Annotated in this window: 13 protein-coding genes and 1 pseudogene; 10 read left to right on the top strand and 4 right to left on the bottom strand. The window is 54.1% G+C overall.

The features are described 5' to 3' along the window. Positions 1-25 precede the first annotated feature (25 nt). From LOY51_RS09200 to LOY51_RS09170, 7 genes and pseudogenes are all read left to right on the top strand, one after another. Positions 26-241: a tautomerase family protein gene (locus tag LOY51_RS09200; protein ID WP_047595890.1), complete on the top strand. Its 216-nt coding sequence runs from the start codon at positions 26-28 to the stop codon at positions 239-241. 278 nt (positions 242-519) lie between these two features. Further along, positions 520-1,670 (top strand): IS3 family transposase gene (locus tag LOY51_RS09195; RefSeq protein ID WP_258645820.1). Its coding sequence is split into 2 segments (ribosomal slippage): positions 520-754 and positions 754-1,670, totalling 1,152 coding nucleotides; the frame shifts between segments, so codons are not numbered across the junction. A 17-nt stretch (positions 1,671-1,687) separates the two neighbouring features. Then, positions 1,688-2,383 carry a tyrosine-type recombinase/integrase gene (locus LOY51_RS09190; RefSeq protein WP_258645817.1) on the top strand — a complete coding sequence of 232 codons (696 nt, stop codon included), beginning with the start codon at positions 1,688-1,690 and terminating at the stop codon, positions 2,381-2,383. A gap of 3 nt (positions 2,384-2,386) precedes the next feature. Continuing rightward, positions 2,387-4,330: a hypothetical protein gene (locus LOY51_RS09185; protein ID WP_258645814.1), complete on the top strand. Its 1,944-nt coding sequence runs from the start codon at positions 2,387-2,389 to the stop codon at positions 4,328-4,330. Further along, positions 4,327-6,318, top strand: a complete 1,992-nt coding sequence (locus LOY51_RS09180; RefSeq protein WP_258645811.1) for a hypothetical protein — start codon at positions 4,327-4,329, stop codon at positions 6,316-6,318. Before LOY51_RS09185 ends, LOY51_RS09180 begins: the two co-directional genes overlap by 4 nt. Before the next feature lie 12 nt (positions 6,319-6,330). Further along, on the top strand, positions 6,331-6,726 hold the full coding sequence (locus LOY51_RS09175; RefSeq protein WP_258645808.1) for a hypothetical protein: 396 nt from the start codon (positions 6,331-6,333) through the stop codon (positions 6,724-6,726). A 175-nt stretch (positions 6,727-6,901) separates the two neighbouring features. Beyond that, positions 6,902-7,834, top strand: a pseudogene (locus LOY51_RS09170) (metallophosphoesterase family protein); the annotation flags it as partial. 104 nt (positions 7,835-7,938) lie between these two features. Here LOY51_RS09170 and rssC read toward each other — a convergent pair. Both rssC and rssB read right to left on the bottom strand, forming a co-directional pair. Then, positions 7,939-8,421, bottom strand: coding sequence for an anti-sigma factor antagonist RssC (gene rssC, locus LOY51_RS09165; RefSeq protein WP_110993518.1), 483 nt, complete (start codon positions 8,419-8,421; stop codon positions 7,939-7,941). Then, positions 8,418-9,602 carry a two-component system response regulator RssB gene (gene rssB / locus LOY51_RS09160; RefSeq protein WP_125463389.1) on the bottom strand — a complete coding sequence of 395 codons (1,185 nt, stop codon included), beginning with the start codon at positions 9,600-9,602 and terminating at the stop codon, positions 8,418-8,420. The genes rssC and rssB overlap by 4 nt, the downstream gene beginning before the upstream one ends. A 374-nt stretch (positions 9,603-9,976) precedes the next feature. On the opposite strand from rssB, the gene LOY51_RS09155 reads away from it, so the two are divergent. Beyond that, positions 9,977-10,276 carry a PilZ domain-containing protein gene (locus LOY51_RS09155; RefSeq protein ID WP_258645806.1) on the top strand — a complete coding sequence of 100 codons (300 nt, stop codon included), beginning with the start codon at positions 9,977-9,979 and terminating at the stop codon, positions 10,274-10,276. 223 nt (positions 10,277-10,499) lie between these two features. Here the strand turns inward: LOY51_RS09155 and LOY51_RS09150 are convergent, their stop codons facing one another. Continuing rightward, positions 10,500-11,207 (bottom strand): MlaA family lipoprotein, encoded by a 708-nt coding sequence (locus LOY51_RS09150; RefSeq protein ID WP_258645804.1) that lies wholly within the window; start codon positions 11,205-11,207, stop codon positions 10,500-10,502. Positions 11,208-11,396: 189 nt separating this feature from the next. Here LOY51_RS09150 and pcrP point away from each other — a divergent pair, with 189 nt between their 5' ends. Together pcrP and LOY51_RS09140 are read left to right on the top strand one after the other, a co-directional pair. Continuing rightward, positions 11,397-11,960, top strand: coding sequence for an HAD superfamily inactivated hydrolase PcrP (gene pcrP / locus LOY51_RS09145; RefSeq protein ID WP_125858007.1), 564 nt, complete (start codon positions 11,397-11,399; stop codon positions 11,958-11,960). Positions 11,961-12,083: 123 nt separating this feature from the next. Next, positions 12,084-12,347 (top strand): DUF4404 family protein, encoded by a 264-nt coding sequence (locus LOY51_RS09140; RefSeq protein ID WP_110993524.1) that lies wholly within the window; start codon positions 12,084-12,086, stop codon positions 12,345-12,347. Between the two features lie 140 nt (positions 12,348-12,487). Here the strand turns inward: LOY51_RS09140 and queF are convergent, their stop codons facing one another. Further along, entirely contained in the window at positions 12,488-13,318 is an 831-nt protein-coding gene (gene queF / locus LOY51_RS09135) for an NADPH-dependent 7-cyano-7-deazaguanine reductase QueF (protein WP_125858006.1), read from the bottom strand. Positions 13,319-13,377 lie beyond the last annotated feature (59 nt).

The raw sequence follows: 13,377 nt of genomic DNA, 5'->3' as shown, positions 1-13,377 counted from the left end.
ATTCAACTACTGTAGGAGTCCCGACATGCCACTGGTTACTGTAAAAGGCATTGAAGGTGTTTTCTCTTCGGAGCAAAAAGCCGAGATCATCAGCAAGATTACTGACGCCATGGTCTCCGTCGAGGGAGAGAAAATGCGTGCTGTGACTTGGGTAATTTTCGAAGAAGTGAAGAGCGGCGACTGGGGCATCGGTGGCGAGCCTATCACCACTGAAAAAGTCCGAGCCATTCAGAACGGTTGATGGTGATGCTGGTCTGGCCTGCGGGCCAGGCCAGACTGAATCAGAAGCGCCCGCAAGCACACCTATTTAGTCTTCTCCAGGCTAGCGACTCATTGCATCGCTGGCAGGTTCTTGCTCAAGAGACTTGGTCCCTTTGCCCCAGAGCAATGTGTCAATGACTGTAACGCTGGCACAGGCTTTCAAATAATGCTCGACATCTTTCGGGCCGTATCCATTGAATCGCCCCTGGTTTCGTAGACACCTCCAAGCCTCATAATGAGGCCCAAATAGGAGGTGCCATGAGTCGTCAGCGTTACCCCGAAGAATTCAAGATCGAAGCGGTCAAGCAAGTGACCGAAAAAGGCAAACCTGTCGCCGAGGTCGCCCAGCGCCTGGGCATGTCCGTGCACAGCCTTTACGCTTGGATCAAGGTCTACAGCAAGCCCCAAGAGCAGCGTCAGCAAGACAATGATCAGCAGGCTGAACTGCGCAAGCTACGCGCTGAACTCAAGCGGGTGACAGAAGAGCGAGACATCTTAAAGAAGGCCGCCGCGTACTTTGCCAAGGAGTGCGGCTGAAGTACGCCTTCATCAACAAGCACTCGACGGATTACCCAGTGCGTCGCCTTTGCCAAACCCTCAAGGTGCATCCCAGCGGCTACTACGCTTGGTTGGCCGAGCCTCAATCTGCCCGAGCCAAAGAAGATCAGCGCCTGCTTGGCTTGATCAAGCGGGCCTGGTTAGAAAGCGGCGGCGTGTATGGCTATCGCAAGATTCACGATGACCTGCGAGAGCTAGGAGAGATCTGTGGGCGAAATCGAGTCGGTCGCTTGATGCAGGCAGAGGGGCTGCGTTCGCAAACGGGCTATCGCCGTCGTCCTGGGTTTTATGGCGGAAAACCAACAGTGGCATCGCCCAACCATCTGGCCCGGCAGTTCAAGGTCTGTGAGCCGAATAAGGTCTGGGTGACCGATATCACCTACATCCGCACCTATGAAGGGTGGCTGTACCTGGCGGTAGTGCTGGATCTGTTCTCTCGCCAAGTCATTGGTTGGTCAATGAAGCCCAGGATGAGCAGCGACCTAGCCATCGACGCCATGCTGATGGCCGTGTGGCGACGCAAGCCACAGCAGCAAGTGATGATTCACTCAGACCAAGGCAGTCAGTTCAGTAGCTCAGATTGGCAAAGCTTCCTGAAGGCCAACAATGTGATCAGCAGCATGAGCCGACGGGGAAACTGCCACGACAATGCCGTAGCCGAGAGCTTTTTCCAGCTTTTGAAGCGGGAGCGAATCCGACGAAAGATCTACGCAACGCGTGACGAAGCCCGAAGTGATATTTTCGATTACATCGAGATGTTCTATAACCCCAAGCGTCGACACAGCAGTGCTATGCAGCTGTCTCCAGTAGAGTATGAGAAACGCTATTTCCTGAGCTTGGAGAGTGTCTAGGAAACCAGGGGCGATTCATGTTTTACCTTGCTCTGTTCACCGGAGCGAGACTACAGACCGTCTGCACGATTCGACTCAAGCACCTTGATGGAACAGTTGACAGCCATGGAGATCTCAGGCTTCCGGTGGGGTTTGGGACACTTGTTGATACAAAGCACAATAAGCAAATAACTCTAATAATCCCAGGCTGGCTTGTTGAGGACATGCGGATCTACAGCAGATGCCAAGAAGCACAAAAACGACGCGGTCGATCCTTCTATGGAGATACGCATGAAAACTATCTTTTCCTTAGCAAAAACGGCCTACCCTATTACACGAGCAAAAAGGAGATTTTGGACCGGAGTAACCATAAACCTCAAAAAACGCCTAAGTCAGTCAAACTTCAAGATGGCGCAGCATTAAGGACACACATAAAACAAATTATACTGCCTAAAATCCGTTCAACGCACTCAAACTTCCAAAGCTTCACGTTTCATGACTTGCGAGCGACTTTCGGCATGAACCTACTTGAAAGCCAAATTAAATTACTTGGCGAACATCTAGCGACAGAGTGCATTGACTATGTCCAGCAGCGCATGGGACACACAAATAAAACAACAACCATACAGTACCTAAACTACAAATCAAGACTCAACTGGAAAAATCGCATACAGCACGAATTTGAGGAGTCACTATTTAAGCACATAAATACATCCTCAAAAAAAGGAGTCTGATGTATGCACACCAATTATATTCATCGACCCATAGTAATTATCGACACTCCCAATGATTGCGCCTCACCTATTCACCCCAACCTGACGGTGCTAAGAATAAAAACGCACAGCTATAGTAGCTACAACCATTTAGATATCGGGGCGATGTGCTATACAAGGAGAGCGACAAATCAGATTCAACATAAAGGTTTCAAAGTGGACCCTACTTCCTTAGATGAGAACCGGATACCAATAATAAAAAACGTAATAGAACAGCTAGTAGAAAAAAGCAGCGTTTACATAGCAAATTTTTTTAATGGCATTAAGAATTTTATGCGATGGCTCGACAACCAAGAACAGAAAGTTAATCTTGGTAGCCCTTCAGAAATGAAAGGAGCGTATATCACTTATACGACATATTTAATACATCGAATGCAGAGCTCCGAAACCAATAGCAAACAAATAAACATGGGAACAGCTGCTGCTCTGCAAAGCCATGCCAGAGCATTTATTTCAATCTCAACCGAAATCTACCCCTCTGAATTGGCGAGCATTTGCACTTGCATTCGGGAAAACGACAGGAAGAGACATGTCCGTTTAAGCACGCCGTCAGCCGATGAGCAGTCGAGAACATTTGCGGTGCTTGTAAATTATATTGAAGACAGCCATCGCCTGTTGGTCGAAGGTGGGAGCCTCCCCCTTCGCGTCGTATCCCCCAACGACCCCACCTACTACCTCTACACAATGGTAATACCGCCCGAAGTACCTGAGGGCAAATTTTCCATGCCCGCCTTACTCAAAAAATCTCCAAGCTTTCCCACCTGGCCGAACGTAGTTCGTCACTTCTCGCTTACATGGACTGCGGCTGCGACGGTCAATGAAGCCAGTAGCTATTATAGTCAAAGAGCAAGATATGAGAGAAACAACAAGGACCTCTTCTGCTCGTTCAGGCAACGTGTCGGAAAGCACGCCACCAGCGCAGCCCTACTCGCATTTATAGCAGCGACGGGCTGCAATCGAAGTGTAGCCCTCTCCCTAGTAATTGACTCAATTGATTTTGTACCGAGCACAAAAGGGATGCGGCTTTCTGGAACTAAGTCCCGAGCCATGGGAAAAGTGGTTACGCCTGAGTTCGGCTCGCGCTTCACACCTGTATTTAAAAAGTATCTTGAGATTAGAGAATGGCTACTCAACGGCTACCACACCGACTTATTATTTCCGTTTCTACCTGGAAAAGATGGGTTATCTTTCAATTCTGACGCCATAAACAAATTTAAGGAACATTTACTTAAAATTCTCCCAAATACAAAATGGATCTCGCCAACACAGTGGAGAAAAAATTTAAGCTACCATTACGCAAAACTGAGCAGCGGCGACACTTTACTCACCGCCGAAAAACTGGGAAACACTGAAGAAGTAGTACGGAAGAATTATAGCCGACCTACAATTGAAGACTACGCGACAGAGATGACAAATTTTCTAGACTCAGTTTATCAAGCAGCCATTGCCCGCTCACGAAATCAAGAAGTTACTTCTGTACGAGTTATTAACCCCGAAGAATTTCTGCCTCAAACAGCCTTAGGGACCTGCAGCAAAGAAGATAGCGACACAGCAACATATGCATCCGGCTTTACTAAGTTCGCCCCTACTCCGGCTTGCGACATGCCCGAAACTTGCCTTTTTTGCGAGCACTACGCAGTACATGCCGATGCACAAGATGTACGGCGCCTGTTATCTCTTCGGTACGTTGCTGACTCAATGCCCCGCCATCTAGCGCCAACCGAAAACAAAAGTAAGCACAGCATCATTATAGACAGAGTTGAAGATATCATTTCCGCGATAATCAAAACCAATGGAATAGACAGCAAAACAATCGGAAGAATCCGTGAAGAGATTGACTGTGGTGGGCTTGACCCATTCTGGGCAATTCATTTCGACACGATGGTCGCGGCGGGGATATTAAAATGAGCATTAATTTTTGCCTCCAACTAGATAGCTTTCAAGAGCACCAACTACCAGATAGGCTGCATAACGCCTCGGACCTATACAAAAGCAATGACGATTTAGTTATTTCACGAGCACTTGATGGAAGCGCCGTATCGACCTACAAGGATGACGTATGGATTTTAAAGATGTATGACGCCAAAGGTCGATGCGTATACAACTTCAAAAGCTGGGTTAACAACCCTGAACACCCGCTCACAGCGACAATAATAAACGAACTAAAAATAATCCAACTTGCAAGACTGCAGCTTCATGACAAAATAAGAAAACCCGGATCAATCTCCCTAATCGAGCTGAACAAAATTTCAACACTCGCCATGAATAATGGCCTAACACTTCACGAACTATTTCAAGAACACAATATTAAACTATATTTAATTCCAAGCTACTCAGGACTATCTTGTGCGCCGATGCGCGCCATGTTAAACCTTCTAAAAGAGCTTTACCACTTAGGTAGAAAACACCCAGATTTTATTTTTTCACCTCAGTCCTATACGCCAATTGAGCAAATGCAGAAAATATACGACAAATATCCCAAGCAGCAACGTAACGACCCACAACAAACAAAATTAATTCCTTCTCGACTGTATGCTGCCCTAATCGTAAATTTCAGCACGGAGCTTGATGACTTTAATCAGCATGCCTCGCATCTAAAGGCTTTCTACAAAGCAAAAAATATAGACCCGCTATTTGGACTTCCAGCCAAGCGAGCCAATAAAAACAAAGTCAGTACATCATGGAAAAAAGCCATTGATACATTCAATCTTTCTTCATTGTTCTCGAACAAAAAAATCTTCAACTGGAAAGAGTTAAATAGTTACCTCGGCGATGTACAGTGCATAGCGAAGTACTGGATACATATATTTAGTGGCATGCGCAGCAATGAAGCTCGACACTTACCCTCCGATTCACTCAAAATAATCGAAAAGACTAACTTTACGCTTAACATACTCGAGGGTTACACATCAAAAATTGGCGCTCAAAACCACTCAAAAACATTCTGGATCACATCAAAAATCGTTGAAAAGGGGGTCGATGCGGCCAAGACAATCGGCAATATTTCAGCACAGAATTTAAATTTTGATAACGCACACGAAAGTTCTTACCCACTTTTTCCCGGGCTAAAAACCGCACTCTATGACAATAAAGCTTTTGAAGGAGCACCAGTAGTGTCAGAGCATTGTCACAGCAGAGCACTTGTGCGAGTACTAGCACGACTATCCGAATTAGCAATACAAGAGACTGATATCCGAGAGCTTGAAATGTTCGATGGTTTCAGCGACTGGCGGAAAGATCCAGCACTTGAAATAGGTAAACCCTGGCCTCTTACCACTCATCAATGCCGTCGCTCACTAGCAGTCTACTGCTCAAGATCCAAGATTGTATCTGTTGGCTCTCTCGCTCTTCAACTTAAGCAATTCACAGAAACAATGACCTCCTACTATCGCCGGGGAAGTCCATTTGCGGAAAATTTTATAAACACTGAAGACAGCCAGCAACTACTTAGAGAATTTGAATTCGAGCAAAGAAAGGCACAATTCATTAACTATGAAAATCTCATAATCAATTCAACAGGCCGTCTTTGGGGTGGTGAAGGAACGCGAATACAGACAGCAACTGACAAGGGCAGACCGCTAATTATCACCACTGATCGAAAAATAACCGAAAGGAAATTTATTAAAGGTGAAATGGCCTTGAAGGCTAGCCCGATAGGGTTCTGCACCAACACAGAGCTTTGTGAAAAAATATCATTCACAAACGTCTTAACTGTTTGCATCAACTGCAGCCACTCCATACTTGACCAACAAAGTATTTTGAAGCTACGCCGTGGCATTGATAGTCTAAGGCACGGCCAATCTCAATTCAACCCGAAAAGCCCTGAATACAAACAGCTCCAATCTGAAATAAATCATATCAATGAATTTCTAGACAAATACAATCTCTTTAACTAACGAGCGCAGCACATGAGAGCGATCGATGATTACTACTTCGCGCTAAGGCGTCTTATAGATGGAAAAACTCAGATTCTACCCAAAGGCGCCCCAATCAATAACGACAGTGTTTCTTTAGAGGCCGGCAGAAAAAGAGGATCTATAAAAAAAAGCCGTCAAGAACACAAAGCACTTATCGAAGCCATCGAAGCAGCTTCGCTCATCAAATCCAAAACTCAAAATAACCGGCGCCCCCCTGAAGAAAGCGACAAACAAAAACTTGCTAGAATCTCTTTGCAAGAAGACTTGCTATGCCTAAAGAAAGACTACGAGTTAGCATTAGGCAAAATAATCTCCCTGACACATCAAAACCATCAGTTGCGTCAAGAAATCGAATTTTTGAGGAAGTTTGGCGGCACGGCTACATAGCTTGAATATTACGATCGCTGCATCGGGAGGAAATCATCCATGCAATGGCCCGTATGGACAGAGAACTTTGTTTTGTCCATGGATTCTAATGTCCATATGGACAGACAGCGTCCTCACCGCAATGCCTTAAGAAAGGGGCTGGAAGCATGTCCATCTCTCAAAAATATCAGATTATGACGCCCACGACATCACCGATGACTGGAACCTCTCGGCGCAGTGGGAACAGACCGCCTATGGCCACCCGTTCTCGCGGCGCATCATCGGCAATGCGCTGCTCGGCTACCTGCTGTGCCAGGGCTGGGGCAACGACCCGGATACCTGCGCGCCGCTGATCGAGCAGTGCCAGCGCTTTGCTCAGCAGCGCACCACCCAGGATGAACTGATCGGCGAACTGCTGCGCTTCCAGGGTTGGCAGTATGAGCTGCCCAGCAACCCGCCGCTGCTGGTGCTGGACACCCGTACCCGCCGCTGGCGCAGCGAAAGCAACCTGGGCAAACCGTCCGGCCTGCTCGACTGGGAAGCGCTGTGCGAACTGCAGCAGGCGCTGATCGACCACCCTTCGGCGGTGATCGTCTCGCCGGCGCCGATTTTCGGGGTCAAGCTGATCGAAGCCGTGCAGCGGGTATTCAGTGCGCTGGGCTATCCGCTGCTGGTGGATGCCGAGAACTGGATGGCCCACCGCGGCGCGGCACAGGTGATCCTCAACATCTTCCGCCACTCGCGCACGCCTGGGCATTACGTGGTGCTGTCGGGCGACGTGCATTACTCGTTCGTCTACGAAGTGCTGATCCGCCACCGTCAGCGCAGCCCACACCTGTGGCAGGTCACCAGCAGTGGCATCAAGAACGAATTCCCCCGGCGCCTGCTGGATGTGCTCGACCGGCTCAACCGCTGGCTGTATTCACCGCGCTCGCCACTCAACTGGTTCACCAAGCGCCGGGAGATGGAGGTGGTGCCGCGAGTGCCCAGCCACAGCAAGGCCGGTGAGCGGCTGTGGAACAGCGCGGGGCTGGGACAGGTGTTCTTCGATGAGCAGGGGCGGCCAGAGCGGGTGTATCAGCTCAATGCCAATGGGGCGGCGGCGACGGAGTTTGTGCGCAGGGAATGAAGCCGGCTTAACTGGCCCTTTCGCGGGTGAACCCGCTCCCACAGGGGAAGCACAAAACCTGTGGGAGCGGCTTTAGCCGCGAAGAGGTTTGTGCAGGCGCTGGATCAGGAACGCTCCAGCGCGCTCACCAGGTCGTGGAACGCCTCGCGGTTGGAGTCGTTCAGCCCCATGAGGATCTTGTGCGCCTCCAGCACCTTGGAACGCACCACATCTTCGCTCTGGTCCTGCGATGGCAGGTCGGTCAGGCACTCGGGGCACGGCACCGGGCGGTCGACGATGTTGAACACCTGGTCGAAGCCCATGGACTGCAACAGGCGCGAGATGTCCGGGTTGGTGGTGACCACGGTCGGCAGCAAGCCGATCTTCTGCCGCGACAGGATCGACAGCTTGGCCAACAGGCCCAGCGTGGTGCTGTCGATGCTTTCGGTTTCGGTCAGGTCGATGACGATGGCCGAGAAATTCAGCGCAGTGAAAATCTTCTCGATCGTCGCATCCAGCGCCGAACACAGGGTCAGGCGCACTTCACCGACAAATTTCAGAACGAAGGTGCCGCTCTGTTCGGCGAACTGGATTCTACCGGTACTCATTCAAGGTTCCTGCTCAACACCAATAGGGCGATATCATCCGGCATCTCCCCAAGCGTAGCCAATTCGAATCGTTGGCGCAGCCCCTCCAGGCTACCCCCCGCTTCCTTGACGATTTCCGGCAAGGTCGCTTCCTTATCTTTGAGTGTGCCCCCTGGCAAAAGGTCCAGAATGCCATCGGACATGAGCGTGAGGCTGAACTGCGGTGGCAGCTCCAGCACCAGGTCCTGGTAGCTGGCCTCTTCGAACAGCCCCACCGGCAGGCCGCGGCCTTCCAGGTAGCGGACTTCACCCGGGGTGTACAGCACCGGCAACGGCAAATGGCCGCCGACACTGTAGGTAAGCAGGCCGGTTTCCTCGTCGATGACGCCACCGACCATGGTCACATGCTTGCCCAACTTGCAGTTGATCAGCCCGCGGTTGATGTGGCTGAGCACTTCCGAAGGCTTGAACTCACGCACTTTGCTGCCGCGCTTGAATTCGAACAGCAGACGCGTGGTCATGAACTTGAGCAGCACGGTGACGAACGCCGACGACGCGCCATGGCCGGAAACGTCGGCCAGGTAGAACGCAATGCGCCGTTCATCCACGCGGAAGTAGTCGGCGAAATCACCCGACAGGTACAGCGACGGGATGATCTGGTGCTCGAAGGTGTACTCGCCAGCAACCCAAGGGTTCTCGGGCAGCATGTTCATCTGCACCTGGCGCCCGGCGGTCTGGTCTTCCTGCAGCAGGTGCAGGCTGGCCTCGAGCTCGCGGTTGGCGGCTTCGAGCTTGTCGCGGTAGCGCTGGTTTTCCAGCACCAGGCGCGAGCGGTCGAGCGCGCGGCGCACCGAGTGCTCGAGCACGGCGAGGTCTTCAAGCGGCTTGATCAGGTAATCGGCGGCGCCCAGGCGCAAGGCCTCGACCGCGTCGCTCATGACACCGGCACCGGACACCACGATCACCGGCAACTGCGGCGCGCGCTCGCTGACCTGGCGGATCAGTTCGAGGCCGCCCATCTGCGGCATGCGCAGATCGCAGATCACGAGGTCGGGCTGGTGTTCTTCGAAGACCTGAAGGCCCTGCTGGCCGTTCCCGGCCTGGAGGACGCTGAAGCCACTGTCTTCCAGATAGGCGGCGAGGCTGGCACGGACCACATCGTCGTCATCGATAATCAGCAGCGTTGCACTGGTTTTCTGCATGTGGGCGAACGGCGCCGATTTGGGTTGGCGTAGCGGGCGTCGGCAAGCCGGCGCAAAGCTACTGGAATACTGTGTGATCACTCACTCTCTGAGTTGTAGGACAAGAAAACTCGCCCGGCAAATAGCAGTGGTGCCCTGTAAGGCGCAGACGGTACTCCCATCCGCCGGGCGTTTCAAGCATGCAAGGGTCGAGTGCTGCGCACTAATCACTCGTGGTTATTAAGGGCTCTGTTTCGCACACTGTTATGCATATCCGCAGGCCCCGCAGGCGTTGCGGGCCTGCCCTGCAACTGGCGATTGCCGATGCAATTTGCCCGGACGTATGATCGGCGCTACAGCCTGCACAGCGGCGCAACCGATGGAAAGGACCGAGCATGCACCTGACGCCCGACAGCCACAGTGAAAAACGCGATTTCATCCGCATGCGCATCGACACCGAGGTCAGCCTGCTGCATGAGGGCCAGGTAATCGCCGCCGTCTGCCTGGACCTGTCCAGCAGCGGAATGCAGGTGCAGGCGCCACAGTGCTTCCAGGTGGGCGACCGCATCGAGGTGCGCATCGACTCCGACCACCCTGCCCTCAAGGGCCTGCATGCCAGCACCGAAGTGGTGTGGATCGCCGACCAGCCAGGAGGCGAACAGAAGTTCGGCCTGCGCATCCTGGCCATGCACTGAACGCAAGACGCAAAAAGGCGACCCGAAGGCCAATGCCGGTCAATTAAGCCAATTGGGGTCGCTGCGCGCCCCTTCGCGGGTAAACCCGCTCCCACAGGATCGCGCAGAGCCTCAAGTCGGCGCGAAACCTGTGGGAGCGGGTTTACCCGCGAAGGGCTGCAAAGCAGCCCCAACTAACTGACTGGCACTAACCCGAAGGTCGCCTTTTTCACACCCACAAGGCTTAGAAGTCGTCTTCGACTTCGCCGTCCTTGACCTTGAACTCACGGTTCTGCAGGTAGGCGTTGCGGATGAAGATGTACTTGTCGCCCTGGATCAGCTTCTCGGCAGGCAACAGGCTGGCGCGGGTATCGATCACGTCCAGGGCGAAGATCGAGTTGCGCGTCGGCACGTGGTCGATATAGCGGTAGGGTTCGGTGTAGGTGTCCGGGTACTTGGCCAGGCCGTCACGCACGGTGCTTGGGCCGAGCAGCGGGATGACCACGTAGGGGCCGCTGGGCACGCCCCAGTAACCAAGGGTCTGGCCGAAGTCTTCGTCGCTGCGCTGCAGGCCCATCTTGGTGCCGACATCGAAGAAACCGCCCAGGCCGAAGGTGGTGTTGACGATCAAACGTGCCGTGTCGATGCCCGCCGCACGCGGCTTGAGCTGCAACACGTTGTTGGCCAGGTTGGTCACGTCGCCCAGGTTGCGGAAGATTTTGTGAATGCCATCTTCGAGGAACTGCGGGGTGACGGCCTGGTAACCCTGGGCCAGGGGTTTGAGGGCGTAGGTATCCAACACATCGTTGAACTTGAAGATCGGTCGGTTGACCGTCTCCCACGGGTCGTCCTCGGTGGCCGCTTGGGTGGCTGCCACGGGCGCCAGCAACAGGCTGGCGCAGACACAGGCCTGGGTGAGTCGCTCGATCACTCCGGCACCGATCCTACGCATAGATGTTTCTCCATCGGATTTCAGGGCGGCAACGGCCCTGGGCGCGCTGCGAACAAGGCGCCAGTATAATGGCTCGCTGGCTGATAAACAGCTTTACATAAATTAGCTCAACATTTTGTGAACAACTGTTGCAGTCATCGCTCGGTAACAAACGCTGGATAGCCTGCAGGGTATTTCAGGGAAGTTGCCATGCAAGACGCACCTGCCTTCACTGCCGTGCTGTTCGGCCTGCGTGGCTGCCTGGTCCATGCCAGCAACGGCAGCCCCCTGCCCGCCCCCGGCGCCCTGGCCTTGCTGGCCAGCCTGCGCGCCCGGCAAGTGCCGTGCATCTGGCTTGACGAGGTCAGCCCCAGCGCGGGCAAACGCCTGACCAGCGTACTCCCTGACTGGCTGCCGGGCCTGCCCAGCAACGGCTGCAAATGGCCGGCGCCAGATGCCTGCTGGCACGCCCTGATGGCCCTCGAAAGCCAGCAACTGGAAGGCTGCGTGCTGATCAGTGGCGAGCCGCTGCTGCTGCAGTCGGGCCTGAATGCCGGGCTGTGGACCGTCGGCCTGGCCGCCTGCAGCCCGTCCTGCGACCAGGCCTCAAGCCAGTGGCAGGCCATGACCCAACAGGAGCAGGAGCGTGCCCGCGGCAAAGCCACGCTCGAGCTGTTCGGCCTGGGCGTGCATTCGGTCATCGACCATCTGGAATCCCTCGACACCTGCCTGTCGGACATCGCCCTGCGCCGGCACAAGGGCGAGAAGCCCTGACACATCCGCGTTGATACGGGTCATGCAAAGCACCGGCAGGTGGATTACGCTAGAGGTCAGGCACGAACCTTTACCATTGCGCCGAGGTCCATGCCTTGCCAAGCCATTGATGGAGAACGAACAATGCCTGCCCGCGAACTGCAAGAGCGCCTCAACAGCCTGCGCGAGCAACTGGACCGCAACGTGCCGCTTTCGGATGAAGAGCTGGCCAACCTGCATGAAGAAGCCCGGCAGATCGAGGCTCAACTGAAACTTGAGGAAGCCACGCCTGACAACAACCTGGTGGATGGCGTGAACCTTGCCATCGAACGCTTCGAGGCCGACCACCCGGACCTCACCGCCACCCTGCGCAGCATCGTCAATTCGTTGCACAGCATGGGGATCTGAGCCTTTCAAACACCGCTGGGGCTGCGTTGCAGCCCATCGCCGGCAAGCCGGCTCCCACAGGTGCAGCACATGGCTTGAAGTGTGCCGTCGGTGTGGGAGCTGGCTTGCCAGCGATGGGCCGCAACGCGGCCCCAACTGCCTTACTGACGAACCAGGCGCAGGTTCGCCGGACTGATCGGCCCGGTGCTGCGATACGGGTTGATGTCCAGCCCGCCACGACGTACATAGCGCGCGTACACCGTCAGGTACTCCGGCTGCAGCAGGTTCTTCAGGTCCAGGTAGATTCGCTCCACGCACTGCTCATGGAAGTCGGCATGCTGGCGGAAGCTGATCAGGTAGGTCAGCAGGCTGGCGTGATCCAGCGCCCGCCCCTTGTACTCCACCACCACACTGCCCCAGTCCGGCTGGCCGGTCACCGGGCAGTTGGACTTGAGCAGGTGGCTGTGCACGGTCTCTTCCACCACGCGCTCCGCAGAGCAGCGCAGCAACTCAGGCTGTGGCTGTTCGTAGTTGCTGATGGTGATATCCAGCGCATCGATGCACTGGCCCGGCAAGGCGGTCACGCCCTGCGCTTCCACCTCAGCCAGGGTGCGAACCTTGACCAGCACCGGCTTGCCGGCGGCGCCGGACAGGTCTTTCTCAAGGCAGGCCTGCAGCTCGGTCAACGACGCGAACACGGTCTGGTTCAGCGAGTTGAGGTACAGCTTGAACGACTTCGATTCGATGATGTTCGGCGAGTCGCAGGGGATGGCGAACTCGGCGATGGCCACCACCGGCTTGCCCGACGGCAGCAGCCAGGACAGCTCGAAGCAGTTCCAGAAATCCACGCCCTGCCACGGCAGGGCGTCGCCGCTGACGCCCAGCTCGGCCCACTTGGCCAGGCGCGGAATGGGGAACAGCAGCGCGGGGGTGTAGGTGGCGATGTATTCGCTGGACTTGCCCAGCGGGGAGTGTTCGGCGGCGGGATGCATGGAAACTGACCTGAGGGTTCGAAAATGCCCCTAGTCTACCGGTTTTACACCCCGCCTTG

Origin of the sequence: Pseudomonas sichuanensis, assembly GCF_024749065.1 — a bacterium.
Lineage (GTDB): Bacteria > Pseudomonadota > Gammaproteobacteria > Pseudomonadales > Pseudomonadaceae > Aquipseudomonas > Aquipseudomonas sichuanensis.
Note: the sequence above shows the minus strand (reverse complement) of the source record. Positions and strands in the feature narration are given on the sequence as shown.

What these genes read in the sequence shown, in the direction of transcription:
- LOY51_RS09150 (WP_258645804.1), bottom strand. Translation starts at nt 11,207, where the DNA reads ATGCGTAGGATCGGTGCCGGAGTGATCGAGCGACTCACCCAGGCCTGT.
- LOY51_RS09140 (WP_110993524.1), top strand. Translation starts at nt 12,084, where the DNA reads ATGCCTGCCCGCGAACTGCAAGAGCGCCTCAACAGCCTGCGCGAGCAA.
- LOY51_RS09200 (WP_047595890.1), top strand. Translation starts at nt 26, where the DNA reads ATGCCACTGGTTACTGTAAAAGGCATTGAAGGTGTTTTCTCTTCGGAG.
- rssB (WP_125463389.1), bottom strand. Translation starts at nt 9,602, where the DNA reads ATGCAGAAAACCAGTGCAACGCTGCTGATTATCGATGACGACGATGTG.
- rssC (WP_110993518.1), bottom strand. Translation starts at nt 8,421, where the DNA reads ATGAGTACCGGTAGAATCCAGTTCGCCGAACAGAGCGGCACCTTCGTT.
- pcrP (WP_125858007.1), top strand. Translation starts at nt 11,397, where the DNA reads ATGCAAGACGCACCTGCCTTCACTGCCGTGCTGTTCGGCCTGCGTGGC.
- LOY51_RS09180 (WP_258645811.1), top strand. Translation starts at nt 4,327, where the DNA reads ATGAGCATTAATTTTTGCCTCCAACTAGATAGCTTTCAAGAGCACCAA.
- queF (WP_125858006.1), bottom strand. Translation starts at nt 13,318, where the DNA reads ATGCATCCCGCCGCCGAACACTCCCCGCTGGGCAAGTCCAGCGAATAC.
- LOY51_RS09155 (WP_258645806.1), top strand. Translation starts at nt 9,977, where the DNA reads ATGCACCTGACGCCCGACAGCCACAGTGAAAAACGCGATTTCATCCGC.
- LOY51_RS09185 (WP_258645814.1), top strand. Translation starts at nt 2,387, where the DNA reads ATGCACACCAATTATATTCATCGACCCATAGTAATTATCGACACTCCC.
- LOY51_RS09175 (WP_258645808.1), top strand. Translation starts at nt 6,331, where the DNA reads ATGAGAGCGATCGATGATTACTACTTCGCGCTAAGGCGTCTTATAGAT.
- LOY51_RS09190 (WP_258645817.1), top strand. Translation starts at nt 1,688, where the DNA reads ATGTTTTACCTTGCTCTGTTCACCGGAGCGAGACTACAGACCGTCTGC.